Here is a 12,171-nt window from a genome sequence, read left to right as displayed (position 1 = left end):
CACCCGCTACGCCAAACGCGCATCCCTCTACCGGGCCAGCCTGGTTCTCATCGCCGCTGTCATCTGGCTCCCATGATCGACAGGACAGGCCCTAGCCTGCGCCAGGCGTGGGCGTGGGGGCGGCTCAGGACAGCAGGAAGTCACTGACGGCCTGATCACCGACGGGGTTGCGGCCCTGAACCGAGTGAGTCAGGGCCCGGGATGGTCACCAGCTTGCCCCGTGGCGTGCGGGCGGCCTCCGAAGCCGCCCAATCCAGTGGTGCGGTCAGCTTCCTCGCACCCAGAACTCGTTGCCGTCGGGATCGGCGAGCACGACCGTGCCGTCCTTACCCACCTCGAGGCGAGTGGCTCCGAGGGAGACCAGCCGGTCGACCTCCGCTTGCTGCTCGCCACCGTGCGGGGTGAGTTCGAGGCGCTGCCGGTTCTGCACCTTCTTCGGGCGCACGGGCGGGCCTCCCCAGGCGACCTTCGTGCCGCCGTGCGGTGACTGGATCGCGGTCTCCTCATCCTGGTCCCACACCAGCGGCCAGCCCAGCGCCTCGCTCCAGAAGAGGCCGACCTCGCGGGTGCCGTCGCAGGCGAGTTCCCCGAGCGGGCCGCATCCGGCGAGGAAGTTGTTGCCCGATTCGATCACGCAGAACGCGTTGCCTTCGGGGTCGGCCAGGACGATGTGTCCCTCCTCGGGGCGCTGCCCGACGTCGAGGTGGCTGGCGCCGAGCCCCAGCGCCCTCGCGACCGTGTGTTCCTGGTCGTCCGGGCGGGCGCTGGTCAGGTGAAGGTGCATGCTGCGGCTCGGGCCCTCCTGCTGCTCGGCGTTCGGGGCGAACCGGAGGCCGAGTTGAGTTTCCCCGCCAGGCAGGAAGGAGCCACCGGCGTCCTCGATGACCTCCCGGCCGAGCATCCCGGCCCAGAACTGCGCCAGGCGGGCCGGGTCCTGCGCATCGAAGGTCACCGTCAGCAGTCGAGAGGTCATCACCACACGGTAGGCAGGGGCCGGCAGGGCAGCAAGGTGATTAACCAGCGGGGGAGATTACCTATCGTCTCGGGCCGCGGTCGCGCTACCGGCGTCGCCGGGCGTCGGCCTCGGCATCGAGCAGGTCGTTCAGGGTCAGCGCGGAGTTGATCAGGGAGAGATGGCTGAACGCCTGCGGGTAGTTGCCGATCTGCTCGCCGGTCGCGGCGATCTCCTCGGCGTACAGGCCGAGGTGGTTGCTGAAGGTGGACATCTTCTCCAAGGTGAGCCGCGCGTCGTCCAGGCGACCGGCGCGGGCCAGCGCCTCGACGTACCAGAACGTGCACATGTTGAAGGTGCCCTCGTGCCCGGGCAGGCCGTCGGGGGAGTGGATCGGGTCGTACCGGTGGACCAGGCTGTCGGAGACCAGTTCGCGCTCGATGGCGTCGAGGGTGGACTGCCAGAGGGGGTCGCTCGGCGTCACGAAGCCGACCGCCGGCATGGCGAGCAGCGACGCGTCCAGCATGTTCTCGTCGTACGCCTGCACGAAGCTGCCACGTCCCCGGTGGTATCCGCGGGCCATGACCTGGTCGTAGATCCGGTTGCGTTGTTCGGTCCAGCATTTGATGTCGCCGGGGCGGCCGGTGCGGGTGGCGAGGCGGATCGCCCGGTCCATCGCGACCCAGGACATCACCCGGCCGAACGTGTAGTTGCGGGGGTGGTGGCGGCTCTCCCAGATGCCGGCGTCGGCCTGGTCCCAGTGTTCGCAGAGCCAGTCCACTAGCCGGACGGTGCTCTTCCACACCTGGTGCGAGACGCGGATGCCCTGCTCATCGGCGAGATGCATGGCGTACAGGGCCTCGCCGTGGATGTCGAGCTGGAGCTGGTCGGCCGCGCCGTTGCCGATCCGCACCGGGCTCGACCCCCGGTACCCCTCCAGATGGTCCAGCACCTCCTCGTGCAGGTCCGAGGAACCATCGACCCGGTACATGATCTTCAAAGGATTCTGGTGGTCACCGGCCTCGCGGATCCGCTCGTCGAGCCAGTTCATGTACCGGCTGACCTCCTCGGTGAAGCCGAGGCCGAGCAGCGCGTGCACGGAGAACGACGTGTCGCGTACCCAGGTGTAGCGGTAGTCCCAGTTGCGGGTGCCACCGATCAGCTCGGGCAGCGCGGCGGTGGGCGCGGCGATCATCGCGCCGGTCGGCGCATACGTCATGAGCTTCAGCGTGATGGCCGAGCGCTCGACGATCTCCCGCCACCGACCTGTGTAGCGGGAGCGTTCGACCCAGCGCCGCCAGTAGTCGCGGGTCCACTCGAGCATGCCCTCGACCTCGTCCGGTGGGAAGAACCGGGGTTCGGTGCCGCCCGTCTCCAGGACCACCCCACCGGTGTCACCCTCGTTGAGGGTGCCGTACGCGATCAGGTCACCGCCCTCGATGCGGACGTCCCCGGTCCGGGCCCACAGCTGCCGCACCGGGTCGACCGGGTTGAAGGTGAGTGTCGACGACGGACTGCGGAACAGGTAACCGTTCGGGTGACGCTCCAGCTCGTGGCTCTCCCGGGCGTAGTCGAACCGGGGTCGGCACTCCACGCGGAAGCGCATGGTGCCCCGCACCATGTTGACCATGCGGACCAGGCGGTGCGAGTCGGTGGCGCGCTCCCCGGTGACCGGCATGAAATCCGTCACCTCGGCGACGCCGTCCGCGCTGATGAACCGGGTGATCAGGATCGGCGTGCCGGGCAGGTAGAGCTGCTTGGTGACGTACCGGACGTCGTGCGGGGCGACCTGGAAGTAGCCGCCCCGCTCGCGGTCCAGCAGCGCGGCGAAGATGCTCGGCGAGTCGAAGCGCGGCGCGCAGAACCAGTCGACCGTTCCGTCGCACGTCACCAGTGCGGCCGTCTGCAGGTCGCCGATGAGCCCGTGATCCTCGATCGCCGGATAGCTCTCCACGTCGCCCCCCGGTCTCGACAGTCTCCTGCGCAGTAACCTAAGCGACGATTTGTCGAGTTCGGCCCGATTCGTGGTCAGCCACCCTCTCGCGCGCCCGGTGATGTTGCCGCGGTCGGTCTCGATGGTGCGGTTTGCGATGCGCTGGCAGGCGCCACGGCGGTCGACTCGGTAGGCGCCGCAACGCCCGCCACCCCCGCAGCACTCCCGACCTGGTCGCGCTCCGCACGCCGTGCTTGAGCCTCACGTCACGTCAGTCTTTATGGTCGCCGCATGGATGACATGAACACCGAGGTCACGCGTGACATTTACGGCATGCCGGCGTTCGTCACGTTCACGGTCGCGGATCTTGACCGCACCGTCGACTGGTACGTCAACGGGCTTGACTTCATTTCACTATTTACGCTGCCGGGCCCCGACGGCGCGCCGGTACTGGTGCATCTCCGCCGCTGGCGGTACCAGGACATTCTGGTGCGCAGCGGAGTGCCGCCGGTTGGCGGTGATTGGACCGTGAGCTTCATGGCCACGGCCGAGCAGTTGGATACGATCGCCGAGCGGGCTCGCGCGCACGGCGGTGGCGTGGTGGACGGACCGGCCGACACACCGTGGAACACTCGCGACCTGCAGCTGACCGGCCCGGACGGCTACAAGATCGTCTACACCGCCCGCCGCCCGGAAGGGGAGCGCGATGAACGCTTCAACGCGATGATGGAGCGAGAATCTCGCCGGCAGTTCGGCTAGCCAGGTGTTGATGGTCAGGACTTGGTGACGGCGCATAGTGGCGGGCAAGGCTGGTGGCGAGGGCGCGGAGGTGAGCCCGTGCTTCCTTGGGGCCGTGCACGGTAATGGCGTCCCCGAACGGCAGCAATGCTCGCACGTCCTCTAGATGCAGGAAGCGAATTGTTACCTTGCGGCCGGTGGCGGATTCTTCCCGGTCGTCCCGGACGAGTCGTGGGCCGAAAATCCGTTCCGCCCGCTCGATCTGGGACTGGTCGATGGTGGCGCTGACCTCTATCGCGTGGTTGTGTGCCCACTGATCAACGAGCGCGGCAGCGACGGTGCCCAGGGTCTGGTTCTCACGGATCCGTCGTGGCTGATCGACTTCCTTCCACGTCGTGATCCGTTCGAGTCGGTACATCCGTGGCACCCGGGCACAGTCGGCGATGAGGTACCAGACGCCGGCCTTGGCGAACAGCCCGTAGGGATCCACGACCAGGTCGCGTGGACCTGACTCGCGTGAGCTGTCGTACTCGATCCGTAGCCGGCGACCTCGCCGCACCGAGCCGATCAGCGAAGCCGGAGTCGTGCCGGACGCTGACGTCTGGAGCCAGGGACGGCTGTCCACGTGCACTACGTCGGTGAGCGGCAGGAGTTCCTGATCTCGACGTGACTGTTTCGCCGCGATCTTGGCGAGCGCGCGCCGGCTTTCGACCGATGGGTCGAGCTCCGCGCGTTGCTTTTCATCCAGCCCGATGAGCGAGAGGTGATCACGCTCGTCAGCCGTGAGCCGCGTGAGGTCGAGCCCGGACCCGGGCAGCATGGTCACGCCGCCGAGGCGGCCCCGGTGTGCGGTCACCGGCAGACCGGCGTCGCGGAGCCAGTTCAGGTCCCGGGTGATGGTTCGCAGGGAAACCCCGAGCGCCGAGGCAAGTTCCTGTGTGGTCGCGCCATCTCTTGATTCCAGGAGCAGCATCAGGGCGAAGAAGCGGTCCGGGGTCACCCACCAAGTTTTCCAGGAATTGCGACACGATGCGGCGCATATTCCGGCCAGGCTGGTGGATGCGTACCTACGACCTGCGAGAAGGAACAACCATGACCACATCCGTCGTGTCCATCGTCTATGTGAACGACGCTCCCGCCGCAGCCCGTTTCTACGGCGACCTCCTCGGCATGAGCCCCTCGCTCGAGACTCCGGGATACATCACCTTCGACCTCGGACCAGGCGCTGACCTCGCTCTGTGGTCCGGCCAGTTCGAGGACCTGTCGCCGGACGTCCCGCGTACCAGTGAGGTGTGCCTGGCCATCAGTGGCGGCGGACCCGACGAGATCAACGCGATCTTCAAGCAGTGGCAGTCCAAGGGCATCACGATCCTGCACCAGCCTCGCGATGCGGGGTTCGGGATGACCTTCCTCGCAGCCGATCCTGACGGGAACCGTATCCGGGTCGCGCCGAAGGACTGAACAGCCACCCTGCGCCAGGCGCGCACGAGAGGTGTCGCGCCTGCCGTTGCCCAACTTCGAGAGGACGACGAGTGCCTGTCATCCCCTCGAAGCATGGAGGACTCCCTTATGCGGCTTCGGCTCCCCGGCCCCGGCCATGCATCGCGCCTGGCAGGGGGTGCTGGCGGCGCGTGCCCGGCTTCGCTGCGGTAAGCCAGAAACGTGCCGACCTGGCAGCTCTCGGTCCGCTCAGCCGTGTCGGAGTACTGCCGCTGCACCCCGGCCGAGCGGACGCCCTTCTTCGCAAACCCCTTGTCGTCAACGACCAGCACTCCGTCAGCGTCGACATCCAGGTCAGACAAGGACTGAACTGTCAATAGGCAAATCAAGATTGGGTGAGGCCACAAACTGTCCCCGAACTGCAAGGTATTGAGATTCCCATCTTCGCCGACAGGTTTCCTGGCCGACGAGGAGGAACACCCCTATGCTTGCCGCCGGAATCCCTGCGGTCAGCCGGGCCGAGGGACGGCATCAATACAAGGATTTGCGGATGCGCCGGAATTCTGCTCTAAACAACGGCACTGCTGGCGTCAGCGAAATGACACCAGACGGCGAACCGCCGACCTCGACGGCCGAGGGCGTCGCGCGCCGACCCGCGGTCGCCGAGGAACAGGAGTTTCTCGACCGGGCCCTGGCCCGGCGTGACACGCTTGCCGACCATCTGCAGGCCGAGCTTTCCTCAGACGCCCTGGACGCGTTGGAACGGGCGCGGTGGCGCATGCTCCGCCGGCAGTACGAGGAGCTACGGCGAGCACGGGAAGGGCTGGTCTTCGGCCGCCTCGACGGCCTTGACGGCACCGTGCGACACATAGGCCGGGTCGGTCTCCGCAACGACGGCGAGGACAGTGAGCCGCTGCTGGTGGACTGGCGTGCTCCCGCTGCTCGGCCCTTCTACACCGCGACGGCTGTCGACCCACAGGGTCAGGCGCGGCGCCGTCACATACGCACGGCGGGATCGGCCGTCGTCGGCGTGGACGACGAGCCACTGGATGGGACCATAACTGCGGAACTCGTCGGTGAAGGCGCTCTGCTGGCCGCTCTGGACCAGCGGCGCACCGGCCACATGTCGACGGCGATCTCCACCCTGCAACGCGAACAGGACGACATCATCCGGGCCGAGGCGACCGGCCCGCTGATCGTCCAGGGTGGTCCCGGCACCGGGAAGACGGTGGTCGCCCTGCATCGGGTCGCCTACCTGCTGTTCGCCCACCCGAAGATGGCCGAGCAGGCGGTCCTGGTCCTCGGCCCCTCGCCGCGGTTCCTCCAGTACATCTCACAGGTGCTGCCCGCGCTCGGTGAGACCGCCGTCGTCTCGGCGACCTGCGACACTCTGCTGCCCGGGATTCGCGTGAGCCGTGACGAGAGTCGGCTTCTCGCCGAGATCAAGGGCCGTGCTCTGTGGCAACCCGCGCTCGAAGACTACCTCGCGTCGCTGCTGCCCCGGCCCCGTGAGTTGAAGCTGCGCTGGGAGGGCGAGTTCTACGTCATCACTGCCGCGACGGTGGCACAGGCGCTCGCCTCTGCGGTGCAGGGGCGTCCGTACCACCGTGCCCGTCAGGCGTTCGCCGAGCAGCTGCACCACATCCTTGCCGAGGTCGTCGTCGAGCAGCGCGAGGCGCTGATGAATGAGATGGAGGAGGGCTTCGAGGACATCCTCGCCCGCGTCGACAAGAGCATGCAGCATGACCACCACTTCGGCGCCACGCGCACCGGCAGTGACGTCGACGGACTGCTCTCCGAGGAGGAGATAGAAGACCTCCGCTGCCGTATCGCGGAGAACGTCGCCATCGCCCGGTTCATCGAGGCATGGTGGCCCACCCTCGACGCCGAAACCCTGCTGCGTGACCTCCTGACCGATCGCACCCTGCTGGCCCGTTTCGCTCCGCAGTTGTCCACGGAGGAGATCACCGCAGTCTCGGCCGAGCCCGCACCGTGGGCATCGAGCGACATCCCCCTGCTCGACGCCATCGCCGACCTGCTGGGCGACGTCGAAGCCCCGCAACCACAGGGCGAGTTCGTCGCCGACCACGCTCGGCGGCAGCGCGACTGGGTGTACGGCCACGTCGTCATCGACGAGGCGCAAGAGCTGTCCGAGATGCAGTGGCAGATGGTCCTGCGGCGTTGTCCCAGTCGTTCCATCACGGCGGTCGGCGACATCGACCAGGCGGAGGCAGCGCATCGGCACACCAGTTGGGCGCAAGCGGTGCAGGCTGCTTTCAGAGACCGCTGGACGGCTGCGGAACTGACCATCTGCTACCGGACACCACGTGAGGTCATGGACCTCACCGAACCCGTCTTGAAGAAAGCCGGCAGCCACAATGCGCCGCCACGGGCGGTACGGTCCTCCGGCATCGCCCCCTGGGCGCTCACCATCACGCCCGGCGAGCTTGCCGACGCCGCCACCGAAGCTCTGCGACAGCTGCAGCAGCGGTGGCGCGGCGGCACGGTCGGCGTCATCGCCCCCGCCGACCGCATCGCCGAACTCGTGGCCGTGCTCGGCGATGTGCCGGTGCTCACCGCGACCCAGTCCAAGGGCCTGGAATGGGATGCGACGCTACTCGTCGACCCGCAGGGCATCGCCGCTGAGCCGCGGGGCTGGAACGGGCTCTACGTAGCGCTCACCCGGTGCACCCAGGAGCTCGGACAGCTGGTGCTCACCTAGCGATCGTCACACCGATGGACAGAATCTCGGGATGCCGGGTGCGCGGCCGGGGGACCTCCGCTAAGGGTGACCCGCCACCCGGCCCTCAGTGTCGATCTGCCTGAGCTCGTCAGCCGGGTGACGGCCGTGTGCAGGGCGAGCAGCGCAGACGGAACTGCGCTGTTGCCCACGCCGCCCACCGTGATCCTGGTTCTGCACCCCGTCGAGAAAAGGGCCTACACAGGATGGGGGATCGTTGTTATACGGACGGGTCCCAGGCGATGAGTTGATCGAAGATGCGACGGTCGCCGTCCAGTTCCAGCTTCGCCGAATCCGGCGGTATGCGGCCGTAAAAGAACAGGACCAGGTCACTGGCCGTGCCCCGGGCGGAGGCGTCGACCGGGTCCGGGTGCTCGCTGGCAGCCGGCGCGCCGAGGCGGGCGGCCCATGCGCCGTCGCGGGACAGCCGAAGGCGCCAGGAGCGGCCCTCGGTGGCGTGGTAATCGACGACGGCGGGCTCGTGCGGCCAGGCGACATCCGTCGAGCAGAGGGTGAACTGGCAGTCGTCGAATCCGTCGAGGGCGACCTCGTCTGGCAGCGGCTCCGGCCTCCCCACGGTGAGCTGGACATCGTAGGTGTGCACCGCGATCTCCGGAACCTGGCGCCGAGCCCAGGCACCGGAGGTTTCCGGTGACTGCGAGTCTCCCCAGAACGTCCAACAACCGCGGTCCGGGCCGGCCTCATGCAGTGTGCTCGTCAGTCGCTCGACGGACTCGGTCCACCAGGCCAGGAGAGTCTCGCGTTCCCGAGGCGCACCCGTGCCGTCGTCCCAAGCGGACTTCTCCGGTGGAGCGTCGGCCGGCCCCGCGGCGACGATGGCGGCCGACCTGCGGCGGCCCATGCCCAGGTGCTGCACGAGATCGAACAGCGTCCACTCCGGACAGCTCGGCACCGGCACGTCGAGGCTGGGCGCCGCAGCGACCGCGGCGCGGAAGGCGGTCGACCGTTCGTCGATCAGCCGCAGATGATCAGAGAACGTCAAAGTCCTTTGCACTCCGGCTTTCTACCAGTGCGCCCCGACAGGGGAACAGCGATTTTCGCGGCCGTCGAGGCGGGCGCCGCAGTCCTGCGAGACGAAGCCGAAACCCTTGTCCGCGTTGGACCACTTGGCTGTGCCGAATGCCATGTCTACTCCGCCGAGTGGCGCATGGAGCAGCGGGTCCCCTTGCCGCCGCTGCTGGTCCGGGAGAACCAGCAGAACCAGGAGCGCCTGGCGGGCTGGATACCCACCAGGCGCTGGCAGAGTGTGCGACAGACCGAACGTTGCAACCCGGTGAGGCTGGCACGGGCGCGGGTGTCCTCGCGGTTAGCGCTGACCTCGCCGGCTACCGACTCGCGTGCCGGCAGAGAACGCCGCCGCGCCCCGTGGCGTGGACGTGGTCTCGGCGGCACTCGCGCGACGGCTCTCCGAACCCCTTCCGCGCGTCGCGCCGGCGGTCGATCCGCCTGTCGCGGTGCGTGGATTCGCGCGCCGCGTGGCGCTGTGGCCTCGTCCGTGATGTGGCGCGGTCGTCGCCGCGGGAGGCGTCACGAAGCGACGCTCGCCCGGGGCCAGTTCGGTGAGCAGCGGGTCGCCGGGCCTGAGCTCGGTGATCGTCGGGTTGATGCCGGCCTGGCGGGTGAGGTTTCGTACGTCGGTGACCTGGTCGTCGGTCATCAGGGTGACGACGGTGCCGCTCGCTCCGGCACGCGCGGTCCGCCCCGAGCGGTGCAGGTACGCCTTGTGCTCGGCAGGCGGGTCGGCGTGGATCACGAGAGTCACGTCGTCGATGTGGATACCGCGCGCCGCGATGTCGGTCGCGACGAGCGCGCGGGCGTCGCCGGCAGAGAACGCCGCCAGATTGCGGGTACGGGCGTTCTGCGCCAGGTTGCCGTGCAGTTCCACGGCGGGTACGCCCGAAGCGACAAGTTGACTGGTCAGTTTCTTGGCGCCCCGCTTGGTGCGGGTGAATACGAGCGTCCGCCCCGAGGCGGCCGTCAGATCGACCAGGACGGGAAGCCGGTCGTCGTGGCGCACCCGGAGCACGTGGTGGGTCATCGCGGCGACCGGGGACTTCGCCGAGTCGACGCTGTGGGTGACCGGATCGGAGAGATACCGCCGCACGAGTACGTCGACGCCCGCGTCGAGCGTCGCCGAGAACAGCAGCCGCTGCGAGCGGGGCGGTGTCTTGTCGAGGAGCCGCCGTACGACCGGCAGGAAGCCGAGGTCGGCCATGTGGTCCGCTTCGTCGAGCACGGTGACCTCGACGGCGTCGAGGATCGCGTGGCCGCTCGAAACGTGGTCGGCGAGGCGCCCGGGACAGGCGATGAGGATGTCGACCCCGGCGCGCAGTGCGCCGATCTGCGGCCGTGCGCTCACCCCACCGAAGATCGTCAGGGTCCGTAGTGACAGCGCGGTGGCCAGCGGTGCGATCGTCGCTTCGATCTGGGTCGCCAGCTCGCGGGTGGGCGCCAGGATGAGCGCGCGTGGGCGGCCGGGCAGCCGCGGAGAAGCGGCGGCCGAGAGCCGGGCGAGGACCGGGAGCGCGAAGGCGTACGTCTTGCCCGATCCGGTCCTGCCCCGGCCCAGCACGTCGCGTCCGGCGAGTGAGTCCGGGAGCGTGGCGGCCTGGATCGGGAATGGCTTGCTGATGCCCGCCTGCTCGAGTGCGGCGACCAGGCGACCGGGCACGCCGAGGTCGGCGAAGGAGGTGGGTGTTGCAAGGGATGTTTTGTGGGGGCGGCGTGCCGCCATGGGTGTCTCCGAACGTGGAAGGGGTCGCCCTGCACGGTGCTGACCGATTGGTCGCGGCGCGTGGTGGTCGACGTGAGATGCAGGCCGTGGTCGGAAACCGACGGACTCGTTGATCAATCTACCCGCACCCCGGCCGCGCCGCACACGACGGCTCTTCTGCGTTAGGGTTTGCTCGGGCCCGCGAAACGGATCCGACACCCCGGCGAGTGGCCGGAGCCGGCCCGCTCATTTTCGGCACCCGGCTTGCGCGTGCGGGCGGGTGGGACGCGCATTGGCGCGGAAACCTGGAGCAGCTCTTGTCTGATGAAACCGTGCATGACTCGAATTTGTTCCGCGAAGCACCGGGAGCGAATGCGACTTCCGACCACATACCTGCCGTCGATGTGAGTGCGGCGGCGATGACCCGCCTGCGCACCCCGTTCCGCGTCGAGGGTGACGCCGACCGGAAGCCGTCGACGCGTTAGACGTCACCACGCGCCGCAGCTCGTTCGGTGAGGGCCGGCGAGCCGGTTCGGTTCGCGCGTTGCGATACCGGCTCCCCGGGCGGTGTCGGGTCGGTACGTGCCGCGACCGAACAAGCGATCGGGCGGTGGCGGTGCGCGGATAACCTCGCCGGCGCACGGCCGGGTGCTCGTCCCGGAGTGCCGGGAATCCCGGCGTGGCGGTGAACCTCAGGAACACTCCCGGCAGACCTGCCGGCCGTCGGGCTGCGCGGCGAGCTGGCTGCGGTGGTGTACCAGGTAGCAGCGCGTGCAGCGGAACTCGTCCGTCTGCATCGGCACGACCGCCACGGTCAGTTCCTCGCCGGACAGGTCTGCTCCGGGCAGCTCGAAGTTCTCGGCAGCGTCGGCCTCATCGAGGTCGACCGTTGCTGACTGCGGTGCCGAGTTTCGCGCCTTCAGTTCCTCCAGACTGTCGTCCTCGACGTCGACCGCGGGTCGGCGAGGTGCGTCGTAATCGATGGGTTTGCTCATGGTGGTGGCCTTTCCGGCGTTGGTTCGATGGGCGCCGCGGCGGTAGACCGCGGCCCATGTCGTGGCGCTCAAGGTGAGCGGTGCAACGGTAGCTCTCGCCCCCGAACGTGAGGGGTGCCGAGGCAGCGTGAGACGGCCGAGGTGCGGGCGCGCGCGCCGCGCGCTGCCAACGCCGCGGACAACCGGAGCGGGGTGCCGACGACGGATCAGCCGCTTCGGCGGTTACCCCACTGGCGTGGGCCCTGGACCGAACCCCGGCCGTTGAGGCGCTGACCCTTTCCATGCGGTTGCGGCGAGGCGGTCTTGCCCTTCCCGCGGCGGGCAGCCCGATTCGCGTACGCGGCGGGCTCGTCGGTCTCGGTCTCGGTCGGGGTTGCCGGCTCGGCTTCCTCGGTGTGGGCGTCGTGAGCGGGCTCAGGCTCCGGCATCGGAATCTCCCTGGATTCGTGGGGCTTCCCTGCGGACCGTTGCCAACAGGCGGACGCAGCACCCGCCGGAAGTTCGGCGAACTGCGTGACGCCGCGATCTTAGCCGAGGAGGCGCACTAGTACGGCAGTGACAGTTCGCGATCATGTGCTGAGTTCCATGGTGAGTCGCCGTTTGTAGTGGCTGTGGCGGGCGCGGCCTTGGTGGTCGCGG

The 12,171-nt window shown here is 68.5% G+C and carries 10 protein-coding genes and 1 pseudogene; 3 read left to right on the top strand and 8 right to left on the bottom strand.

The window, feature by feature from the left end; genetic code table 11:
• Positions 1–265: 265 nt before the first annotated feature.
• Positions 266–973: a VOC family protein gene (locus tag BXA10_RS30050; RefSeq protein ID WP_139338244.1), complete on the bottom strand. Its 708-nt coding sequence runs from the start codon at positions 971–973 to the stop codon at positions 266–268.
• Positions 974–1,058: 85 nt separating this feature from the next.
• Positions 1,059–2,906, bottom strand: coding sequence for a glycoside hydrolase family 15 protein (locus BXA10_RS30045; RefSeq protein WP_076474216.1), 1,848 nt, complete (start codon positions 2,904–2,906; stop codon positions 1,059–1,061).
• Positions 2,907–3,176: 270 nt separating this feature from the next.
• Here BXA10_RS30045 and BXA10_RS30040 point away from each other — a divergent pair, with 270 nt between their 5' ends.
• The gene (locus BXA10_RS30040; RefSeq protein WP_084753547.1) at positions 3,177–3,644 is read left to right on the top strand and encodes a VOC family protein; all 468 of its coding nucleotides are present in this window, start codon (positions 3,177–3,179) and stop codon (positions 3,642–3,644) included.
• Here BXA10_RS30040 and BXA10_RS30035 read toward each other — a convergent pair.
• Entirely contained in the window at positions 3,601–4,623 is a 1,023-nt protein-coding gene (locus BXA10_RS30035) for a helix-turn-helix transcriptional regulator (protein WP_076474214.1), read from the bottom strand. The genes BXA10_RS30040 and BXA10_RS30035 overlap by 44 nt on opposite strands.
• 92 nt (positions 4,624–4,715) lie before the next feature.
• Between BXA10_RS30035 and BXA10_RS30030 the strand changes: the two genes are divergently transcribed.
• The gene (locus BXA10_RS30030; RefSeq protein WP_076474213.1) at positions 4,716–5,084 is read left to right on the top strand and encodes a VOC family protein; all 369 of its coding nucleotides are present in this window, start codon (positions 4,716–4,718) and stop codon (positions 5,082–5,084) included.
• 167 nt (positions 5,085–5,251) lie between these two features.
• Here BXA10_RS30030 and BXA10_RS30025 read toward each other — a convergent pair.
• Positions 5,252–5,407: pseudogene (locus BXA10_RS30025) on the bottom strand (transposase); the annotation flags it as partial.
• 254 nt (positions 5,408–5,661) lie between these two features.
• Between BXA10_RS30025 and BXA10_RS30020 the strand changes: the two are divergent.
• On the top strand, positions 5,662–7,785 hold the full coding sequence (locus BXA10_RS30020) for a HelD family protein (RefSeq protein WP_076474212.1): 2,124 nt from the start codon (positions 5,662–5,664) through the stop codon (positions 7,783–7,785).
• A 238-nt stretch (positions 7,786–8,023) separates the two neighbouring features.
• Here the strand turns inward: BXA10_RS30020 and BXA10_RS30015 are convergent, their stop codons facing one another.
• From BXA10_RS30015 to BXA10_RS30005, 4 genes are all read right to left on the bottom strand, one after another.
• Positions 8,024–8,806 carry a maleylpyruvate isomerase N-terminal domain-containing protein gene (locus BXA10_RS30015; protein WP_245828648.1) on the bottom strand — a complete coding sequence of 261 codons (783 nt, stop codon included), beginning with the start codon at positions 8,804–8,806 and terminating at the stop codon, positions 8,024–8,026.
• A 21-nt stretch (positions 8,807–8,827) separates the two neighbouring features.
• On the bottom strand, positions 8,828–8,950 hold the full coding sequence (locus BXA10_RS31255; protein ID WP_139338243.1) for a S1 domain-containing protein: 123 nt from the start codon (positions 8,948–8,950) through the stop codon (positions 8,828–8,830).
• A gap of 180 nt (positions 8,951–9,130) precedes the next feature.
• Positions 9,131–10,558, bottom strand: coding sequence for a DEAD/DEAH box helicase (locus BXA10_RS30010; protein WP_076474210.1), 1,428 nt, complete (start codon positions 10,556–10,558; stop codon positions 9,131–9,133).
• 671 nt (positions 10,559–11,229) lie between these two features.
• Positions 11,230–11,532: a DUF4193 domain-containing protein gene (locus BXA10_RS30005; RefSeq protein WP_076474209.1), complete on the bottom strand. Its 303-nt coding sequence runs from the start codon at positions 11,530–11,532 to the stop codon at positions 11,230–11,232.
• Positions 11,533–12,171 lie beyond the last annotated feature (639 nt).

This window comes from Micromonospora avicenniae (genome assembly GCF_900156065.1).
GTDB classification, from domain to species: Bacteria; Actinomycetota; Actinomycetes; order Mycobacteriales; family Micromonosporaceae; genus Micromonospora; species Micromonospora avicenniae.
This window is presented reverse-complemented; position numbering and strand designations above follow the sequence as displayed.